This is a genomic window from Chitinophaga sp. CF418 (assembly GCF_900142925.1).
In the GTDB taxonomy this organism is placed as follows: domain Bacteria; phylum Bacteroidota; class Bacteroidia; order Chitinophagales; family Chitinophagaceae; genus Chitinophaga.
Map to the genome: position 1 here is coordinate 126,624 of NZ_FRCN01000007.1, position 13,566 is coordinate 140,189.

15 protein-coding genes are annotated in these 13,566 nt (G+C 47.3%); 4 read left to right on the forward strand and 11 right to left on the reverse strand.

The window, feature by feature from the left end; genetic code table 11:
• Positions 1-78: 78 nt before the first annotated feature.
• The gene (locus F3I09_RS16590; protein WP_149696157.1) at positions 79-891 is read right to left on the reverse strand and encodes a hypothetical protein; all 813 of its coding nucleotides are present in this window, start codon (positions 889-891) and stop codon (positions 79-81) included.
• A 246-nt stretch (positions 892-1,137) separates the two neighbouring features.
• Here F3I09_RS16590 and F3I09_RS16595 point away from each other — a divergent pair, with 246 nt between their 5' ends.
• Positions 1,138-1,968, forward strand: coding sequence for a protein-glutamate O-methyltransferase CheR (locus F3I09_RS16595; protein ID WP_149696158.1), 831 nt, complete (start codon positions 1,138-1,140; stop codon positions 1,966-1,968).
• On the forward strand, positions 1,965-2,534 hold the full coding sequence (locus F3I09_RS16600; RefSeq protein WP_149696159.1) for a chemotaxis protein CheB: 570 nt from the start codon (positions 1,965-1,967) through the stop codon (positions 2,532-2,534). Before F3I09_RS16595 ends, F3I09_RS16600 begins: the two co-directional genes overlap by 4 nt.
• Before the next feature lie 24 nt (positions 2,535-2,558).
• On the opposite strand, the gene F3I09_RS34415 is transcribed toward F3I09_RS16600, so the two are convergent.
• The 5 genes from F3I09_RS34415 to F3I09_RS16625 all read right to left on the reverse strand — a co-directional run bounded on the left by F3I09_RS34415 (position 2,559) and on the right by F3I09_RS16625 (position 9,400).
• Positions 2,559-2,666, reverse strand: coding sequence for a hypothetical protein (locus tag F3I09_RS34415; protein WP_223233265.1), 108 nt, complete (start codon positions 2,664-2,666; stop codon positions 2,559-2,561).
• The gene (locus F3I09_RS16610) at positions 2,660-2,866 is read right to left on the reverse strand and encodes a PleD family two-component system response regulator (protein ID WP_223233266.1); all 207 of its coding nucleotides are present in this window, start codon (positions 2,864-2,866) and stop codon (positions 2,660-2,662) included. Before F3I09_RS16610 ends, F3I09_RS34415 begins: the two co-directional genes overlap by 7 nt.
• Positions 2,867-3,020: 154 nt before the next feature.
• Positions 3,021-7,649 carry an efflux RND transporter permease subunit gene (locus tag F3I09_RS16615; RefSeq protein WP_149696160.1) on the reverse strand — a complete coding sequence of 1,543 codons (4,629 nt, stop codon included), beginning with the start codon at positions 7,647-7,649 and terminating at the stop codon, positions 3,021-3,023.
• 88 nt (positions 7,650-7,737) lie between these two features.
• Positions 7,738-8,853 (reverse strand): efflux RND transporter periplasmic adaptor subunit, encoded by a 1,116-nt coding sequence (locus F3I09_RS16620; protein ID WP_149696161.1) that lies wholly within the window; start codon positions 8,851-8,853, stop codon positions 7,738-7,740.
• A gap of 166 nt (positions 8,854-9,019) precedes the next feature.
• Positions 9,020-9,400, reverse strand: coding sequence for a hypothetical protein (locus F3I09_RS16625; protein ID WP_149696162.1), 381 nt, complete (start codon positions 9,398-9,400; stop codon positions 9,020-9,022).
• A gap of 383 nt (positions 9,401-9,783) precedes the next feature.
• Between F3I09_RS16625 and F3I09_RS16630 the strand changes: the two genes are divergently transcribed.
• Positions 9,784-10,497 carry a hypothetical protein gene (locus tag F3I09_RS16630; RefSeq protein ID WP_149696163.1) on the forward strand — a complete coding sequence of 238 codons (714 nt, stop codon included), beginning with the start codon at positions 9,784-9,786 and terminating at the stop codon, positions 10,495-10,497.
• Positions 10,494-10,721 carry a hypothetical protein gene (locus F3I09_RS34085; protein ID WP_188133839.1) on the forward strand — a complete coding sequence of 76 codons (228 nt, stop codon included), beginning with the start codon at positions 10,494-10,496 and terminating at the stop codon, positions 10,719-10,721. The genes F3I09_RS16630 and F3I09_RS34085 overlap by 4 nt, the downstream gene beginning before the upstream one ends.
• A gap of 370 nt (positions 10,722-11,091) precedes the next feature.
• On the opposite strand, the gene F3I09_RS16640 is transcribed toward F3I09_RS34085, so the two are convergent.
• From F3I09_RS16640 to F3I09_RS16660, 5 genes are all read right to left on the reverse strand, one after another.
• Entirely contained in the window at positions 11,092-11,514 is a 423-nt protein-coding gene (locus F3I09_RS16640; RefSeq protein WP_149696164.1) for an SH3 domain-containing protein, read from the reverse strand.
• Between the two features lie 18 nt (positions 11,515-11,532).
• On the reverse strand, positions 11,533-12,039 hold the full coding sequence (locus F3I09_RS16645; protein ID WP_149696165.1) for a BON domain-containing protein: 507 nt from the start codon (positions 12,037-12,039) through the stop codon (positions 11,533-11,535).
• 38 nt (positions 12,040-12,077) lie between these two features.
• Positions 12,078-12,590: a hypothetical protein gene (locus F3I09_RS16650; protein ID WP_149696166.1), complete on the reverse strand. Its 513-nt coding sequence runs from the start codon at positions 12,588-12,590 to the stop codon at positions 12,078-12,080.
• Between the two features lie 212 nt (positions 12,591-12,802).
• Positions 12,803-13,120, reverse strand: coding sequence for an iron-sulfur cluster assembly protein (locus tag F3I09_RS16655; protein WP_149696167.1), 318 nt, complete (start codon positions 13,118-13,120; stop codon positions 12,803-12,805).
• The gene (locus F3I09_RS16660) at positions 13,117-13,563 is read right to left on the reverse strand and encodes a SufE family protein (protein ID WP_149696168.1); all 447 of its coding nucleotides are present in this window, start codon (positions 13,561-13,563) and stop codon (positions 13,117-13,119) included. The genes F3I09_RS16655 and F3I09_RS16660 overlap by 4 nt, the downstream gene beginning before the upstream one ends.
• Positions 13,564-13,566 lie beyond the last annotated feature (3 nt).

The following is a 13,566-nucleotide window of genomic DNA, read 5'->3' on the forward strand; positions in this document are numbered from 1 at the left end:
TATCAATCTATCACATAACTGGCTCCGCAGGAGTCACGTATTTTCAGCACAATATGTCCAATATAATGACCGGTTTTGTTAATCCCACTCCAGCTCTGTCACCACTATTTCATTATTCACCGCATACCGTGTAATGATCCTCGTCGGATACCGTTCTGCATTGTATGTGTATGAATAGCGCTTCACGATGCTGTTATTACTGACAGCAGGCGTGATGGTTTCAGTGACGATATTATTTGCAGACATGTTCTCTGCAGCAATATCTGTCAGGTAACACAGGGAGGAGATGCTATGTTGTGCGTTAGGATGATCGTCGTACATATAAGTTGTAGTTGAACTTAACGTGAACGGCAATTTCCTGTTCACACGCCCCATATTCTCAATCGTAACAATGTTGCCTTTATTGTTCCAGGTATAGAACTGGCAGCTATTATTTTCAAATGCCAATCCATCCTGTGTATCGTTGAAAAAATAACGTGCACTGATCTGACCATTGTTATCATAAGCCAGTGAGTCATAACCATGTACTGCTCCGTCCAGGTAATAGATAATCCTCCTGATGCTGCCTTCTCCTGAATACTCAAAAGAAGAGAATAACGCAGGCGCCTGTGAAGACTCCTCATCTGTCATAAATATCCTGATTAGTCTGCCGTCTTTATAGACAGGAATGCGGGTAGTACTATAACCGCCTTCTGCTGTCTGGTAAATAGTAAGCAGTTGTGCAATGCTTTTATCCTCGTTATAGGAGATCACTGTTTTGCTGGCAGCTGTACTGATACCTCTTAGCCGCATTTTGCCTTTATCGCTGTTCACCGGGCGAAAGGCGCTGGCAATGATCATTACCAGCAATATAGCCGCACATAGCAGGCTTTTAGTCCTAAAAAGTGGCATACACTGGTATTAATAGGTACGGAATAGAAACTTAAATACTAATGAGTCTTATGACAAGGTCTGGGCTAAAGGTAGTAACAATGGCGAAAATACGTGTACTATTTATGTTGGATTTTAACTGCTGAGCCACTGTTGGCATTACGTTTGACGTTATACCGCTATATTAGGGCAGATTGATATGTGATTATGGAAATGCCGGAAAACTTTACGAACTTACGATAGCAAAAACAGCATGAACACTCAAAGATGGATCACCTGCATCATTTGAAGGATGAGGATGTCTTACTACTGTTAAATGACTTACTGGAGCAATATGGATATGATTTTACGGATTATTCATTCGCATCTGTGAAGCGCAGGTTACAGCGTGTGTATATTGCGGACCGTTTCCCTGGTTTTGCAGAGTTCAGGTACAAGGTAAAGACAGATGCCGGTTACCTGGTCCATCTGATGGAGCAGATTACGGTGAATGTTACGGAGATGTTCCGGGACCCCGGTTTTTTCCGGGAGCTTTGCAGGCAGGTCCTGCCGGTGCTGGCCACCTATCCGCTGATCCGCATATGGCATGCCGGCTGTTCGAGCGGGGAGGAAGCCTACTCTGTGGCCATCCTGCTGCATGAAATGAACCTTCTGCATAAATCCATCATCTACGCTACGGATATCAATGAAAATGTGCTGGAAACTGCCCGTAGAGGGATCTTCCCCTTACAGTATATGCAGCAGTATTCGCAGAATTACCTGTTATCAGGCGGACAGCAGGAATTCTCCCGGTATTATGCAGCCAATTATGAGTACGCCAGGTTCTCGGATATATTGAAGGAGAAGATCATCTTCGCTGCGCATAACCTGGTGACGGACCATTCCTTCAATGAGTTCCAGCTGATCATTTGCCGGAATGTACTTATCTACTTCAACAAGGATCTGCAGGATAAGGTACTGCATCTATTCAGCGACAGCCTGGAACAACTGGGTTTCCTGGCATTGGGTGCAAAAGAAACACTACGCTTTACGACTGTAGCCCCCTTATTCAAGCCGATCGCTCACAAAGAAAAGATCTGGAGAAAAATAGCAACATGACCCCTCTTCCCAAACTGCTGGTCATCGGCGGCTCTGCAGGTAGCCTGGATGTACTGATACAATTATTGCCGGAACTGGAGCCGGAATGGCCGCTGGCAATGATCATTGTACTGCATCGCAAGGCCGGCAGCGATACGCTGCTGTCAGAACTGCTATCTGCCAAAACATGCCTTTCTGTAAAGGAAGCCGAAGAGAAGGATATGTTGTTGCCGGGTTGTATATACGTAGCGCCGGCAGATTATCACCTGTTAATAGAACCGGATGGCTCACTCACCCTGGATGCGTCAGAGAAGGTACATTACAGTCGTCCCAGTATCGACGTGACATTCATTTCAGCCGCTGAAGTATGTGGCGGCCATTTATATTGTTTGTTACTGTCAGGAGCTAATATGGATGGGGCAGAGGGGATGCAGGCTGTGCATGAGTCGGGTGGTTTTACAAGTGTGCAGGACCCTGCAACGGCAGAAGCTCCTTTTATGCCGAAGTACGCCATCAATACAGCAAGGGTCGATAAGGTTTTTAATATCCGGGAGATGATCGATTTTGTAAAAGGGCTGAAGGCCTGAATATAAATATAGTAGTCTTCCGGTTCAGTTTGTCGCCAGCTTCGGCTGTTCCACTGGCAATACCATGATGAATGTAGCTCCTTCGTTCTCCCTGCTGGTCGCCCCGATAATTCCCTGATGCCGCTCTACCACTTTCTTTGCGATGGCCAGTCCAATACCGGTTCCTTCATATACATCTGCACATCCAGAATGATCAGCGCATAGTTGTTCCGTAGGATCTTCTTCAGCGCTTCTTCGCCGGAAGATGCGGTATCAACTTCCAGGTAGTGCAGTTCTAAAATCTTCCTGAGGGAAAAGAGGTTCTCCGGTTTATCATCTACGATTAATATCATTCTTTTCTAATGTAATTGGCTATGGGGATATCTCAAAAATCGTTCCGTCCGGACTTTCTTGTATAAAAGTGCGGATGCATGAACGTACGAATATCTGTATCATTATTCGTATACCCCTGCATCCGCGCAACAGTAACTGTATGATGAACTATGGTTATTGCCTGCCTCCCCCCAGCGCCCGATATAATGTAATTGTTCCCAGGAAAAGGTCTTTTTTATTACCCGCCAACGCCAGTTCTGCTTCGAGCACGCTTTTCTGGGCGGTGATCACTTCCAGGTAATTGGCGTACCCGGTAGCGTAAAGATCATTTGCAGTGGAGACGCCATCCTTCAGCATCTGTACCTCCGCCGATTTTAATGCGTAAACCTCCTGTCCGTTCTTTAGTTGCCCCAGGGCAGTGATCACTTCCTGGTATCCGTTGATGATCATCTGACGGTATTGATAGAATGCCGACATTCCTGCCGCTGTGGTGATATTGTACTGCGCCTGCAGCTGTTTTTTATTGAGCAGCGGAGCAGATAATCCTCCTAATACGCCATAAGCTACAGAGGCAGGGGTATTGAACAGCAGGCCTGCATTAAAGGAGTTGAATCCCACGTAGGGCGTAATGTTCAGTGAAGGAAGGAATGCAGCGCGTGCTGCCTTCACGTCTGCTTTCGCGGCCTCCAGTTCCAGCGCTGCCTGTTGAATGTCTGGTCTGCGGGAAAGCATGGTAGCCGGTATACCGGTTTGCACAAAAGGAGGTAGTGCTGCGTCCAGGAATGAGGTATCCCGCCTGATAGGCTGCGGGAAACGTCCCAGTAATGCATTCAGCTGGTTCTCCAGTTCCAGCGACTGCTGTTTAAGTCCTAATGCCAGACTCCGTGTATTCAGCAACTGGGCTGAGAATTGCTGAACTGCCAGTAGTGTGGCCCTGCCCGCTTCCTGCTGTATCTGTACGGTGGCCAGGGCGGCTTCCTGCAGCCCGATATTACGCTGTATCACTTCCTGTTCATAGTCCAGTACCATCAGCTGATAGTACATCCCTGCGACCTGCGATACCAGTTGTGTGGTGACGAGCCGGCGTCCCTGTTCGCTTGACAGAAAGCGCATGAAGGCAGCCTGTTTGCGGCTGCGCAGTTTTCCCCAGAGATCAGTTTCCCAGGTGCTGCGCAGCCCCGCAAAGTAATCAGGTGTAGGTCCGGGTATGCGTTGTTTATCGCTGATATTGGGAGATAGATTTGTATCAAAATTACCCACGCCGTTCAGCGTGTAATCGCCCCAGCGGTCTACGCCGGCGCTGAGAGCAATATTCACTTCCGGTTGCCATGCACGGCTGGCGGCCATCAGTTGCGCACGGGCAGTTTCCATACGCTGCGAGGCCAGCAGCATGTCTGTGTTATGCGCCATTGCAGTGTCCAGCAATTGAAGGAGCAAGGTGTCAGTAAAGAATTGTTTATAGGACAATGCCCCGATACCACTGCTATCAATACTATTTTTAGCCATCGTACCACTATCAGAAGAACTCCCGCCAGCCGTTTGTAATGTGTCACCAAATGCAAGGGGTGTCTCAGGCCCTTCGGGTAAGGTGAGTTTCGCCGGCGAGTAGCAAGCCTGTAGGCCCCCTGTTAGTAATCCAGCCACCATTAATGCCGTCAGTACGCCTACGGCCGGTTTCGTGCTTTTAGGCCTGACCTTCTTCTTACCTGCAGTCGCAAACAACACATACAGTCCGGGAATGATCAGTACCCCGAATACCGTACCTATCAGCATCCCGCCGGCAGCAGCAGTCCCGATGGAGCGGTTACCCATAGCACCGGCACCACTAGCCACACAAAGTGGTATAAGGCCTGCTATAAACGCAAAAGATGTCATCAGGATAGGGCGCAGACGGGATACTGCGCCTTCTTTGGCTGCTTCAAGTATAGTGAGCCCCTGTTTATTCCGTTGTATCGCAAACTCTACGATCAGGATGGCGTTCTTACCCAGCAATCCTATCAGCATCACCAGTGCCACCTGCGCGTAGATATTGTTCTCCAGTCCGGCCAGTTTCAGTGTCAGAAAGGCCCCGAATATCCCTGCAGGCAGGGAGAGGATCACCGGCAACGGCAACAGGAAGCTCTCATACTGTGCAGCCAGCAGCAGGTACACAAACAGGAGACAGAGCCCGAAAACGTAAATGGCCTGATTACCCGACATGATCTGTTCCCGCGTCATACCACTCCACTCAAAACTATATCCACGGGGTAAGGCCTGTTTCGCTACTTCGCTGATCGCCTCGATAGCATCGCCACTACTGAAACCTGCAGCCGCATCCCCATTGATCATGGCCGCTGTGTACATGTTATAACGGGTCAGCTGCTCCGGCCCGTATACACGTTCCATTTTAATGAAATTGGAAAAAGGAACCATTTCGCCCATATCATTCTTCACATACAGATGCATGACATCTTCCGGTTTCGTGCGGTAACGGGGCGAGGCCTGAACCATCACCTTATACATCTGCCCAAAACGGATGAAATTAGACGCATAGAAGCTTCCAAGCAGCGTCTGAAGGGTAGACATCGCATTGTCTATACTAACGCCTTTTTGGGCAGCCATAGCCTGATCTACGTGGATCATATACTGAGGGAACTCAGGATCGAAACTGGTGAAGGCACTTCCTATCTCCGGACGTTCTTTCAAGGCAGTAATAAACCGGTTGGTCACCTCGGCCGTCTGTTGTAGATTACCGCCGCCTGTTTTGTCGAGAACCCGCAATTCGAAACCACTCGAATTACCAAAGCCGGGTACCGTAGGAGGAGGGAAGAATTCGATACTGGCATCTGCAATGATCTTACTGTCCTTCTCCAATGCAGCGATGATCTCCTTTACAGAACGTTTCCTTTTCTCCCAGGGCTTCAGGTTGATCATCCCCATCCCGTAGGAGGCACCTGCTACATCATTCACCAGGCTGAAACCCGCCAGTGTGGATACTGACTCAGCTTCCTCCAGCTGTGAGGCTATCTGCTGCACCTCATCCAGCACCGCCTCCGTACGCGCTACTGTGGCGCCGGCGGGCGTGGTCACATTTACATAGATCATTCCCTGGTCTTCAGAAGGAATAAAACCTCCCGGCAATACTGCACTGATCCCCCAGGTGGCTGCAAAGAATATGATCAGCATAAGGATCGTAATCGCCCGTCTGCCTGCTATATATCCTATCAGACGCTGATAGCTGCGCGCTGTCTTGTTATACCTGTAGTTGAATTTATCAAAGAAGCGCTGCAGGATATTCCGGGGCTTGCCGGCATCATGTGTATGGCGTAACATAATAGCGCAGAGTGCGGGTGTGAGCGTCACCGCGTTGATACCCGATATCACGATCGCAATAGCCAGGGTCAGGGAGAACTGCCGGTAAAATACCCCTACGGGGCCAGAAAGGAATGCCACCGGCACAAATACCGCCGACATTACCAGCGTGATGGCTACAATAGCGCCACTGATCTCCTTCATAGCTGCCAGCGTAGCCTGTAGCGGTGGCAGGTGCGTCTCCTGCATTTTTACGTGGACAGCCTCCACCACAACGATCGCATTGTCCACTACTATACCGATGGCCAGTACCAGTGCAAATAATGTCAGCAGGTTAATGGAAAAGCCCATCAGCTGCATAAAACACAATGTTCCGATCAGGGCCACCGGCACCGCCAATGCCGGTATCAGTGTGGACCTGAAATCCTGTAGGAACAGGAACACTACAATGAACACCAGTATAAATGCTTCCACCAGTGTTCTTAATACCTCATGGATGGAAGCATCCAGGAAGCGGGATACGTCATAGTTAAAGTTATAGCTCATCCCGGGCGGAAAGGAAGTGGCTTTTAACGCTGCCATCCGCTTTTTCACGTTCGTGATCACATCCTGTGCATTGGAACCAGGCCGCTGTTTCAGCATGATGGACGCAGACGGTTTCCCATCCGTCTTTGATACCATGCCGTAACTCAGTGCACCGAAGGTCACATCCGCCACATCTTTCAGTCTTAGCACAGAGCCGTCGGGATTGGCTCTCAGGATAATATTTTCATATTGTGATGGTTCGAAGAACTTACCCGTGTATCGCAATACATATTGCAATACCTGCGGATCATTATCCGCGCTTTCTCCTGTTTTACCAGGGGCCGCCTCCACATTCTGCCTGCGTATGCCGTTTATCACTTCATCTGCCGACAGCTGATAAGCCAGCATACGGTCGGGTTTCAGCCAGACGCGCATAGCATATTCCCTGGCGCCCATGATCTCGGCGAAGCCCACCCCGTCAATCCTCTTTAACTCCTGTAATACGTTGATGTCGGCGAAATTGTAGATGAACTGTTCATTCAGTGTGCTGTCTTCACTCATAATGTTGAGGTATAACAGCATACTGTTTACTTCTTTCTCGGTGGTCACACCTGCTTTGATCACCTCTTCCGGTAATTCGTCAATGATAGTCGCCACACGGTTCTGCACATTCACTGCCGCCTGATCGGGGTCAGTACCGACGTTGAAGAACACCTGTATCAGCGTCATACCGTTATTACTGGATACAGACGACATATATGTCATGCCAGGCACGCCGTTAATAGCGCGCTCCAAAGGAGTAGCCACAGCTTTGGCGCAAACCTCCGCGTTGGCGCCGGTATATTTGGCCGTCACCGTCACCGAAGGCGGAACGATGTCGGGAAATTGTGTAACAGGTAATGTAAATAAAGCCAGCAACCCAAGCAGCACAATGATCAATGAGATGACCAGCGACAACACAGGGCGCTTTATAAAAGTATCGAACATAAAAATGTAATAGAAGATGAAAAAAAGTTTGCGGGCCTGTAACATTACAATCCCGCATTTCCCGGTGGCTGCAAATGATGCCGCGCTATTACAGCCCTTTTATACTGTCAAGTGTTATAGGAGCCGGAATGATCTTCATACCATCGCGCAGGTTGCGTACGCCCTCGTATACAACCCTGTCACCGGTCTGAAGACCAGATCGTACAACATAACAGTTTGCCAGGCGTGCACCGGGCTCAAAGTTTTTCATCTTTACCTGGTTGGATGCATCCAGGATAAATACATAATTCTTGTCCTGCATTTCAAATACAGCTTTCTGTGGAAGCAGCATGGCATCCGGCAGTTCATTGCTCAGCTGTACTTTTCCGCTGGCCCCATGTTTCAATAACCCTTTCGGATTTGGAAACCTTGCCCTGAAAGCAATAGAGCCGGTTGTTTCCTCAAATTCGCTTTCAATGGTTTCTACTTTCCCCGTGTAGGGATAGTCTGTTCCATCCGCGAGTACCAGCTGTACTGTCGGATATTCTGTTGTAGCATGTGCTTTTTTATGTTGGAGATACTCAGTTTCAGACACATTGAAATATGCATACACCTCTTTAATATCTGATACGGAGGTCAGCAGGGCGCCTTCTCCGATCAGGCTTCCGGCCTTTGAAGGGATCCTGTCAATATACCCATCGAAAGGCGCGCGGATAACAGTATAAGACAATCTGGTAGCAGCATTGCTTTCGGCCGACCTGGCCTCTTCTATCCTTGCGTCTGCAGCAGCCAGTCTGGCTTTTGCCACTTCCAGCTCACTTTTTGCAATCACTTTTTTCTCCACCAGCAGCTGTACGCGGCCTAATTCCAGTTGTGCGCCTTTTGCTTCCGCAATAGCGCTGCTAAGCGTAGCTTTCGTCTTAGCCAGTTCCGAACGGTATTCTTCATCATTGAGGGCAAAAAGCAGTTGGCCCTGCTGTACGTGTTGCCCTTCGTCCACATAGATCTTATTCAGAAATCCATTCACGCGGGCACGAATTTCCACGTTGCGTACGGCTTCTATATCCGCTACATAATTACTATGCAGAACTGTGTCAGAAAGAGAAAGCTGCAGAACAGGAAATGTTTGTAATTCATTTTGATTGCTGATTTTTTCTCCCCGGGTGATACATCCCCCCAGGGCAATGCTCATTGCCAGTATATTGATCTTCGAAAACGTTCGCATGATAAGAGTGAATAGTTTAACAGGGCCGTTATACACGGTCCTTTTTGTTGAATACACGCAGCACCTGCCGACGGACAAAATAATGCCGTCAGCGGTTACAGCTGCATGTTTATTGTAAAAAAACGGGTACAATAAGAGCTTAAATAGCTGATAGAGGTGAAGCTATTCAGAAGGGCGTATACCTGGACAGAAAACTATAGTAGGCCGGCAGAAACGCATGCTGCTGCGTATACACGCCGGTCTTGTTCTCTCTGACAGGTATATAGAATTCCTGGTTATATTGAAACTGCAGGAAACGTGTAGTATAACTGGAAGATTGGTATGTACTATTGATATAATACCGCTTTCTGCGCGGTATTTTCTTTATCCCGAAGACGAGTTGTATATCATCCTCCTCGTCCAACTGGATACCACCATTATCAATAACGGGGATCTGGATCTTTTCATGATCGAAAAGGCGCTCAAAGCAAATAGTCTTACCGGCCTTTAATGGAGACCTGGCCTGTACAATAGTAGACTGGCCCGTCATCAGGCCGGATATCAGCATGATGTACAGTAAAAACCTGCGGAATATATGCTTCTCTGTTTTTACCATATTAAGGTTCGTACTCCAAATTGGAAGTGCAAAGATAAAAACGATAGCGCTAAATCAAAATACCGATTTGACGAACGGTAAAAAATTATTATTTGTTCATGTCCGGATGCTCCAGGGATTCCTGTTTTGAAATTGTTATATCTCCATTCCTGTAGTTTCCTGTTTAGGCTACAGTCCATACCCTTCTTCAACAAGCCTGACATATGAAGTGATATGCCCACTCTTTTGTTCGGCATGTTCCTTGTTCCGGTTTTATCAGGTAAACGTTATGAGATATCAAATATTCATCCTGAGAAAATTTAAAGACATCCTCAGAAAATTTAAAAAGAGAAAATATGAGACCCATCATTTGTTTCCTGCTGATATTTGGCATCGCGTGCAATTCGCCCATAAAGAGTAAAAAGCAGATGGATGCAGACTCTTCCAGCAGCATACAAGAAGGGGCTAACCAGAGTGCGACAGCGGATCCCAGTCAGAATGCCGCTGGTGGTACCGCCAATGCAGGCAGTGCTCATGCAGCCGGCGAGGAAGATGCGAATGTAACGAAGGGTGGAACGGAGCCAGTATCCAGTACCCTCAGGTTTAAGGATCATAAATATGCTATTGTCTCCAAAGGCGACGGTTCAGGCCGTTCTCTCACAATAGCGGCCACTAATCTTAAAGGAGATTCCACAAAAGCGGATAGTACTGTGATCAGGGATGTGAAAGGAATGCTACAGAAAACGGTAATAGAGGATCTTAATAATGACAGAAACCCAGAAATATACCTGTTCACCACATCTGCAGGAACTGATGCTACTGGTAGCGTTTATGGTATCACTTATATAAACAACAAGCCTGTCCGCATCTTCTCCGGCGATTTCGATGATCCGGATAAGGAAGGATATCGTGGGCGGGATTCATTCTACATTCAGCAGCATCAGATTGTGCGTGTGTATCCTGCCTACAAGGACAGCGATCTTGATAGTAAGCCCTCAGGAGGCAAGCGTACTATCAAATATACGCTGCAGAAACAAACGAATGGGTTTATATTGAGAGCTGCGAAATGATGATCATTACACCAATATCAAATATCCAAACATCAAACACCAGGCATCAAACATCAGCCATCAAACGCCAAACACCAAACATCAAACATCAAACACCAAACATCAAACATCAAACACCAAACATCAAACATCAAACACCAAACATCAAACATCAAACACCAAACATCAAACATCAAACATCAAACATCAAACTTCAAACTTCAAACTTCAAACTTCAAAAGTAAAGAACAGGTATTGTCATTTATTCTATACCATCCTATATAAGGTGAAACTGATAGAAAGCACTCTCTTACTCAATCTCCACGCAATGAGTAGCGGAAGGTTTCAGAAGGAGACTGCGGGCCTTAGCCCTTGGAGAGCCTCTATACGATTGATAGGAGTTCAATAGAGATTCAAAGTCCATACGCTTGACAACGTTCAATAAATAGTGCTCGCAAAGGGGTACAGCCCGCAGTCCCTTACTGAAACCGAATCGCCGCTCATCCTTCCCACAACAATCCCAATCGCTTTGATCATTCGCGCACCTCCCAATCACTCGCAAAAAAAAAGACGAACAGCTCACGCCATTCGTCTCCCAAAAAGAAAAATAAATTATCATTCAACCGGCCGGAGATATTGCGCATGCGCATACCCTTCCTCGCCGTTCTTTGTACGAACTAACCACCACTCATCACTATGCTTACTGATCAGCGTAACAACCTCCGCATGCGCGGCCTTGCCAATAACCGGCTGATCAATACCGGGTCCCTTCCGCACATTGAGATTGGACGATTGAGTCACTACTTCCAGTTTCGCTCCCTCAACAGCCGTCGCCACTTTGATATCCATGACAACATCGCCACTGAGGAAATTCGGATCAATCTTTCCGTAGATATTCCACAGATTGTCCTTCACAGCACCACTAGGCGCCTCGCCACTAATATGTAATACGCCTTCCTGTTCATTCACCTGGAGGTTACCTGTGCCGGCAGATCTGGCGGTATCTATCAGTTCCTTGTATTTGTCCTGTAATGACATAAACAGTGATTTAGAAGGTTATTTTACTTTCAATCCTGACGCATCTACTTTCTTAGGATGCAAGGCATCCAAAGCCTGTTTCAGCATCTTCCATTTAGTGGCAGAGAGTGCGCCCGTAACAGTGATAATGCCTGCATCGACTTTGATGTCAGCACCGGGGAAATCTTTGGAGATGTTCGTAACACCGGTACGAAGCGCTTCATCGGCAGTATTGATAGCAGCAGCAGGGTCAGTAGCTGGTGGCGGAGGCGGAGCGGCAGGCATCACTGTAATGTTGTTAACGACGCTTTTCACACCTTCAGTGGATTTCACCGTCGCCTCAGCAGAGGCTTTGGTCGCATCGTCGGCTACATTGCCAGACAGGGTTACGACACCATCTTTGACATCAGCCGTCACTTCCGGCATGGTGCTGAGTTGTTCGGAAACTTTTGTCTGGATCTGCGTGTCGCTGGTCTTCGCCTTACAGGCTACCATAACTGCAAATACCATACAGAGGATAGCAGTGCTCAATTGTTTGTTGCTCATAATTATTGATTGGAATGGTTAAAAGTTCCATCTGATAATTATCTGAACATCTTCGTGATATCGTTCAGATCAACATCGCCGTCTCCATCTTTATCTAATCCAAGTTTGCCGCCAATACTATTGATAGAGCTCTGGATATTGCCGTTGCCCAAACCCCCACTGCCCAGGGATGATAATATGTCCTGGATGTTAAAACCGTTACCCACAACTCCGCCGGCTCCGGAGGCACCGCCACCTTTAATGGCGTTCAGAACGGTAGGGATTAAGGTTGCAGCAATGCTTGTAGCAGTAGCACTATTGATGCCAAACTTTTCCATGATGTTGCCAGCGAAATTTTGTTGAATGTTCTGCGTAACCGGATGATCAGCAGATTCAAGCGCTTCATTTACCTGTTGTGTTTCACCATTGGCATTCAGTTGGCTGAAAGTGGAGAGAATGGAGTTCTGTGCTTCGGCGATCACACCGTCATTGTGCTCGTTAGGTACTTCGGGATTGTTAATGACAGATTGCAGACCGCTTTGCTGAATGAGTTGCGTTAATTGTTCAAACATAATTGAGTTTTATAAGGTAATAAGATGACAAAGGTAGGAAACGTTATAACAAACTGACCATTATGAATGTTTAAAGGAAAACGGAAATAGACAAGTCTGCGGGACAGACAGCTATCCGCATAAAGAGTTGAGAACCATACTCTCTTATAAAATGTAAAAAGCCGGTCCTGTAATCACAGCACCGGCTTGTATAATTTCTTCCAGGTTTCATCTTACATGAAGCCCAATTCCAGTTTGGCTTCTTCACTCATCATATCTTTATTCCACGGTGGATCGAAGGTCAGGGTCACATCTACATCAGATACATCCGCAATATCCCTTACTTTCTCATCTACTTCACGTATGATGTCGCCAGCTACCGGACAACCCGGTGCTGTCAATGTCATCGTGATGGCAACGCGGTTATTATCGCCTATCCTGATTTCGTATACGAGGCCCAGCTCAAAGATATTCACCGGTATTTCCGGATCAAATACTGTGCGCAGCACCTCTTCAATCCTGTCGCGTAGTGTCAATGTATTTTCGCTCATAGCTCTTTGCCGTTTTTTTGTGATTGAGATTTTGCCTCATAGGCAACTGCATATAACTTAACCTGCTTGAGCATACTCAATAACCCGTTGGAACGGGTAGGAGAGAGATGACTGCTCAATCCGATCGCGTCAATAAAGTATATTTCAGACGCTGCGATCTCTTTAGGTGTATGCCCCGAGAATACGGTGATCATCAGGCTTACCAGTCCTTTGGTGATCACAGCGTCACTATCAGCTGTGAAGATCAGTTTACCGTCCTGCATGTCGGTGTGCAGCCACACCTGCGACTGACAGCCCTTAATGAGGTGATCGGGCGTTTTATATTTTTCGTCTATCAGCGGAAGTTCCTTACCCAGTTGAATAATATGCTCGTATTTATCCATCCAGTTCTCCATGAAAGAGAAGTCTGATATCAGTTCGTCCTGTTTTTCTTTGATAGTCATAAT

What these genes read in the sequence shown, in the direction of transcription:
- F3I09_RS16660 (WP_149696168.1), bottom strand. Translation starts at nt 13,563, where the DNA reads ATGACTATCAAAGAAAAACAGGACGAACTGATATCAGACTTCTCTTTC.
- F3I09_RS34085 (WP_188133839.1), top strand. Translation starts at nt 10,494, where the DNA reads ATGATGATCATTACACCAATATCAAATATCCAAACATCAAACACCAGG.
- F3I09_RS16650 (WP_149696166.1), bottom strand. Translation starts at nt 12,590, where the DNA reads ATGTTTGAACAATTAACGCAACTCATTCAGCAAAGCGGTCTGCAATCT.
- F3I09_RS16640 (WP_149696164.1), bottom strand. Translation starts at nt 11,514, where the DNA reads ATGTCATTACAGGACAAATACAAGGAACTGATAGATACCGCCAGATCT.
- F3I09_RS16625 (WP_149696162.1), bottom strand. Translation starts at nt 9,400, where the DNA reads ATGCTGATATCCGGCCTGATGACGGGCCAGTCTACTATTGTACAGGCC.
- F3I09_RS16595 (WP_149696158.1), top strand. Translation starts at nt 1,138, where the DNA reads ATGGATCACCTGCATCATTTGAAGGATGAGGATGTCTTACTACTGTTA.
- F3I09_RS16600 (WP_149696159.1), top strand. Translation starts at nt 1,965, where the DNA reads ATGACCCCTCTTCCCAAACTGCTGGTCATCGGCGGCTCTGCAGGTAGC.
- F3I09_RS16615 (WP_149696160.1), bottom strand. Translation starts at nt 7,649, where the DNA reads ATGTTCGATACTTTTATAAAGCGCCCTGTGTTGTCGCTGGTCATCTCA.
- F3I09_RS16645 (WP_149696165.1), bottom strand. Translation starts at nt 12,039, where the DNA reads ATGAGCAACAAACAATTGAGCACTGCTATCCTCTGTATGGTATTTGCA.
- F3I09_RS16610 (WP_223233266.1), bottom strand. Translation starts at nt 2,866, where the DNA reads ATGATATTAATCGTAGATGATAAACCGGAGAACCTCTTTTCCCTCAGG.
- F3I09_RS16655 (WP_149696167.1), bottom strand. Translation starts at nt 13,120, where the DNA reads ATGAGCGAAAATACATTGACACTACGCGACAGGATTGAAGAGGTGCTG.
- F3I09_RS16630 (WP_149696163.1), top strand. Translation starts at nt 9,784, where the DNA reads ATGAGACCCATCATTTGTTTCCTGCTGATATTTGGCATCGCGTGCAAT.
- F3I09_RS16620 (WP_149696161.1), bottom strand. Translation starts at nt 8,853, where the DNA reads ATGCGAACGTTTTCGAAGATCAATATACTGGCAATGAGCATTGCCCTG.
- F3I09_RS16590 (WP_149696157.1), bottom strand. Translation starts at nt 891, where the DNA reads ATGCCACTTTTTAGGACTAAAAGCCTGCTATGTGCGGCTATATTGCTG.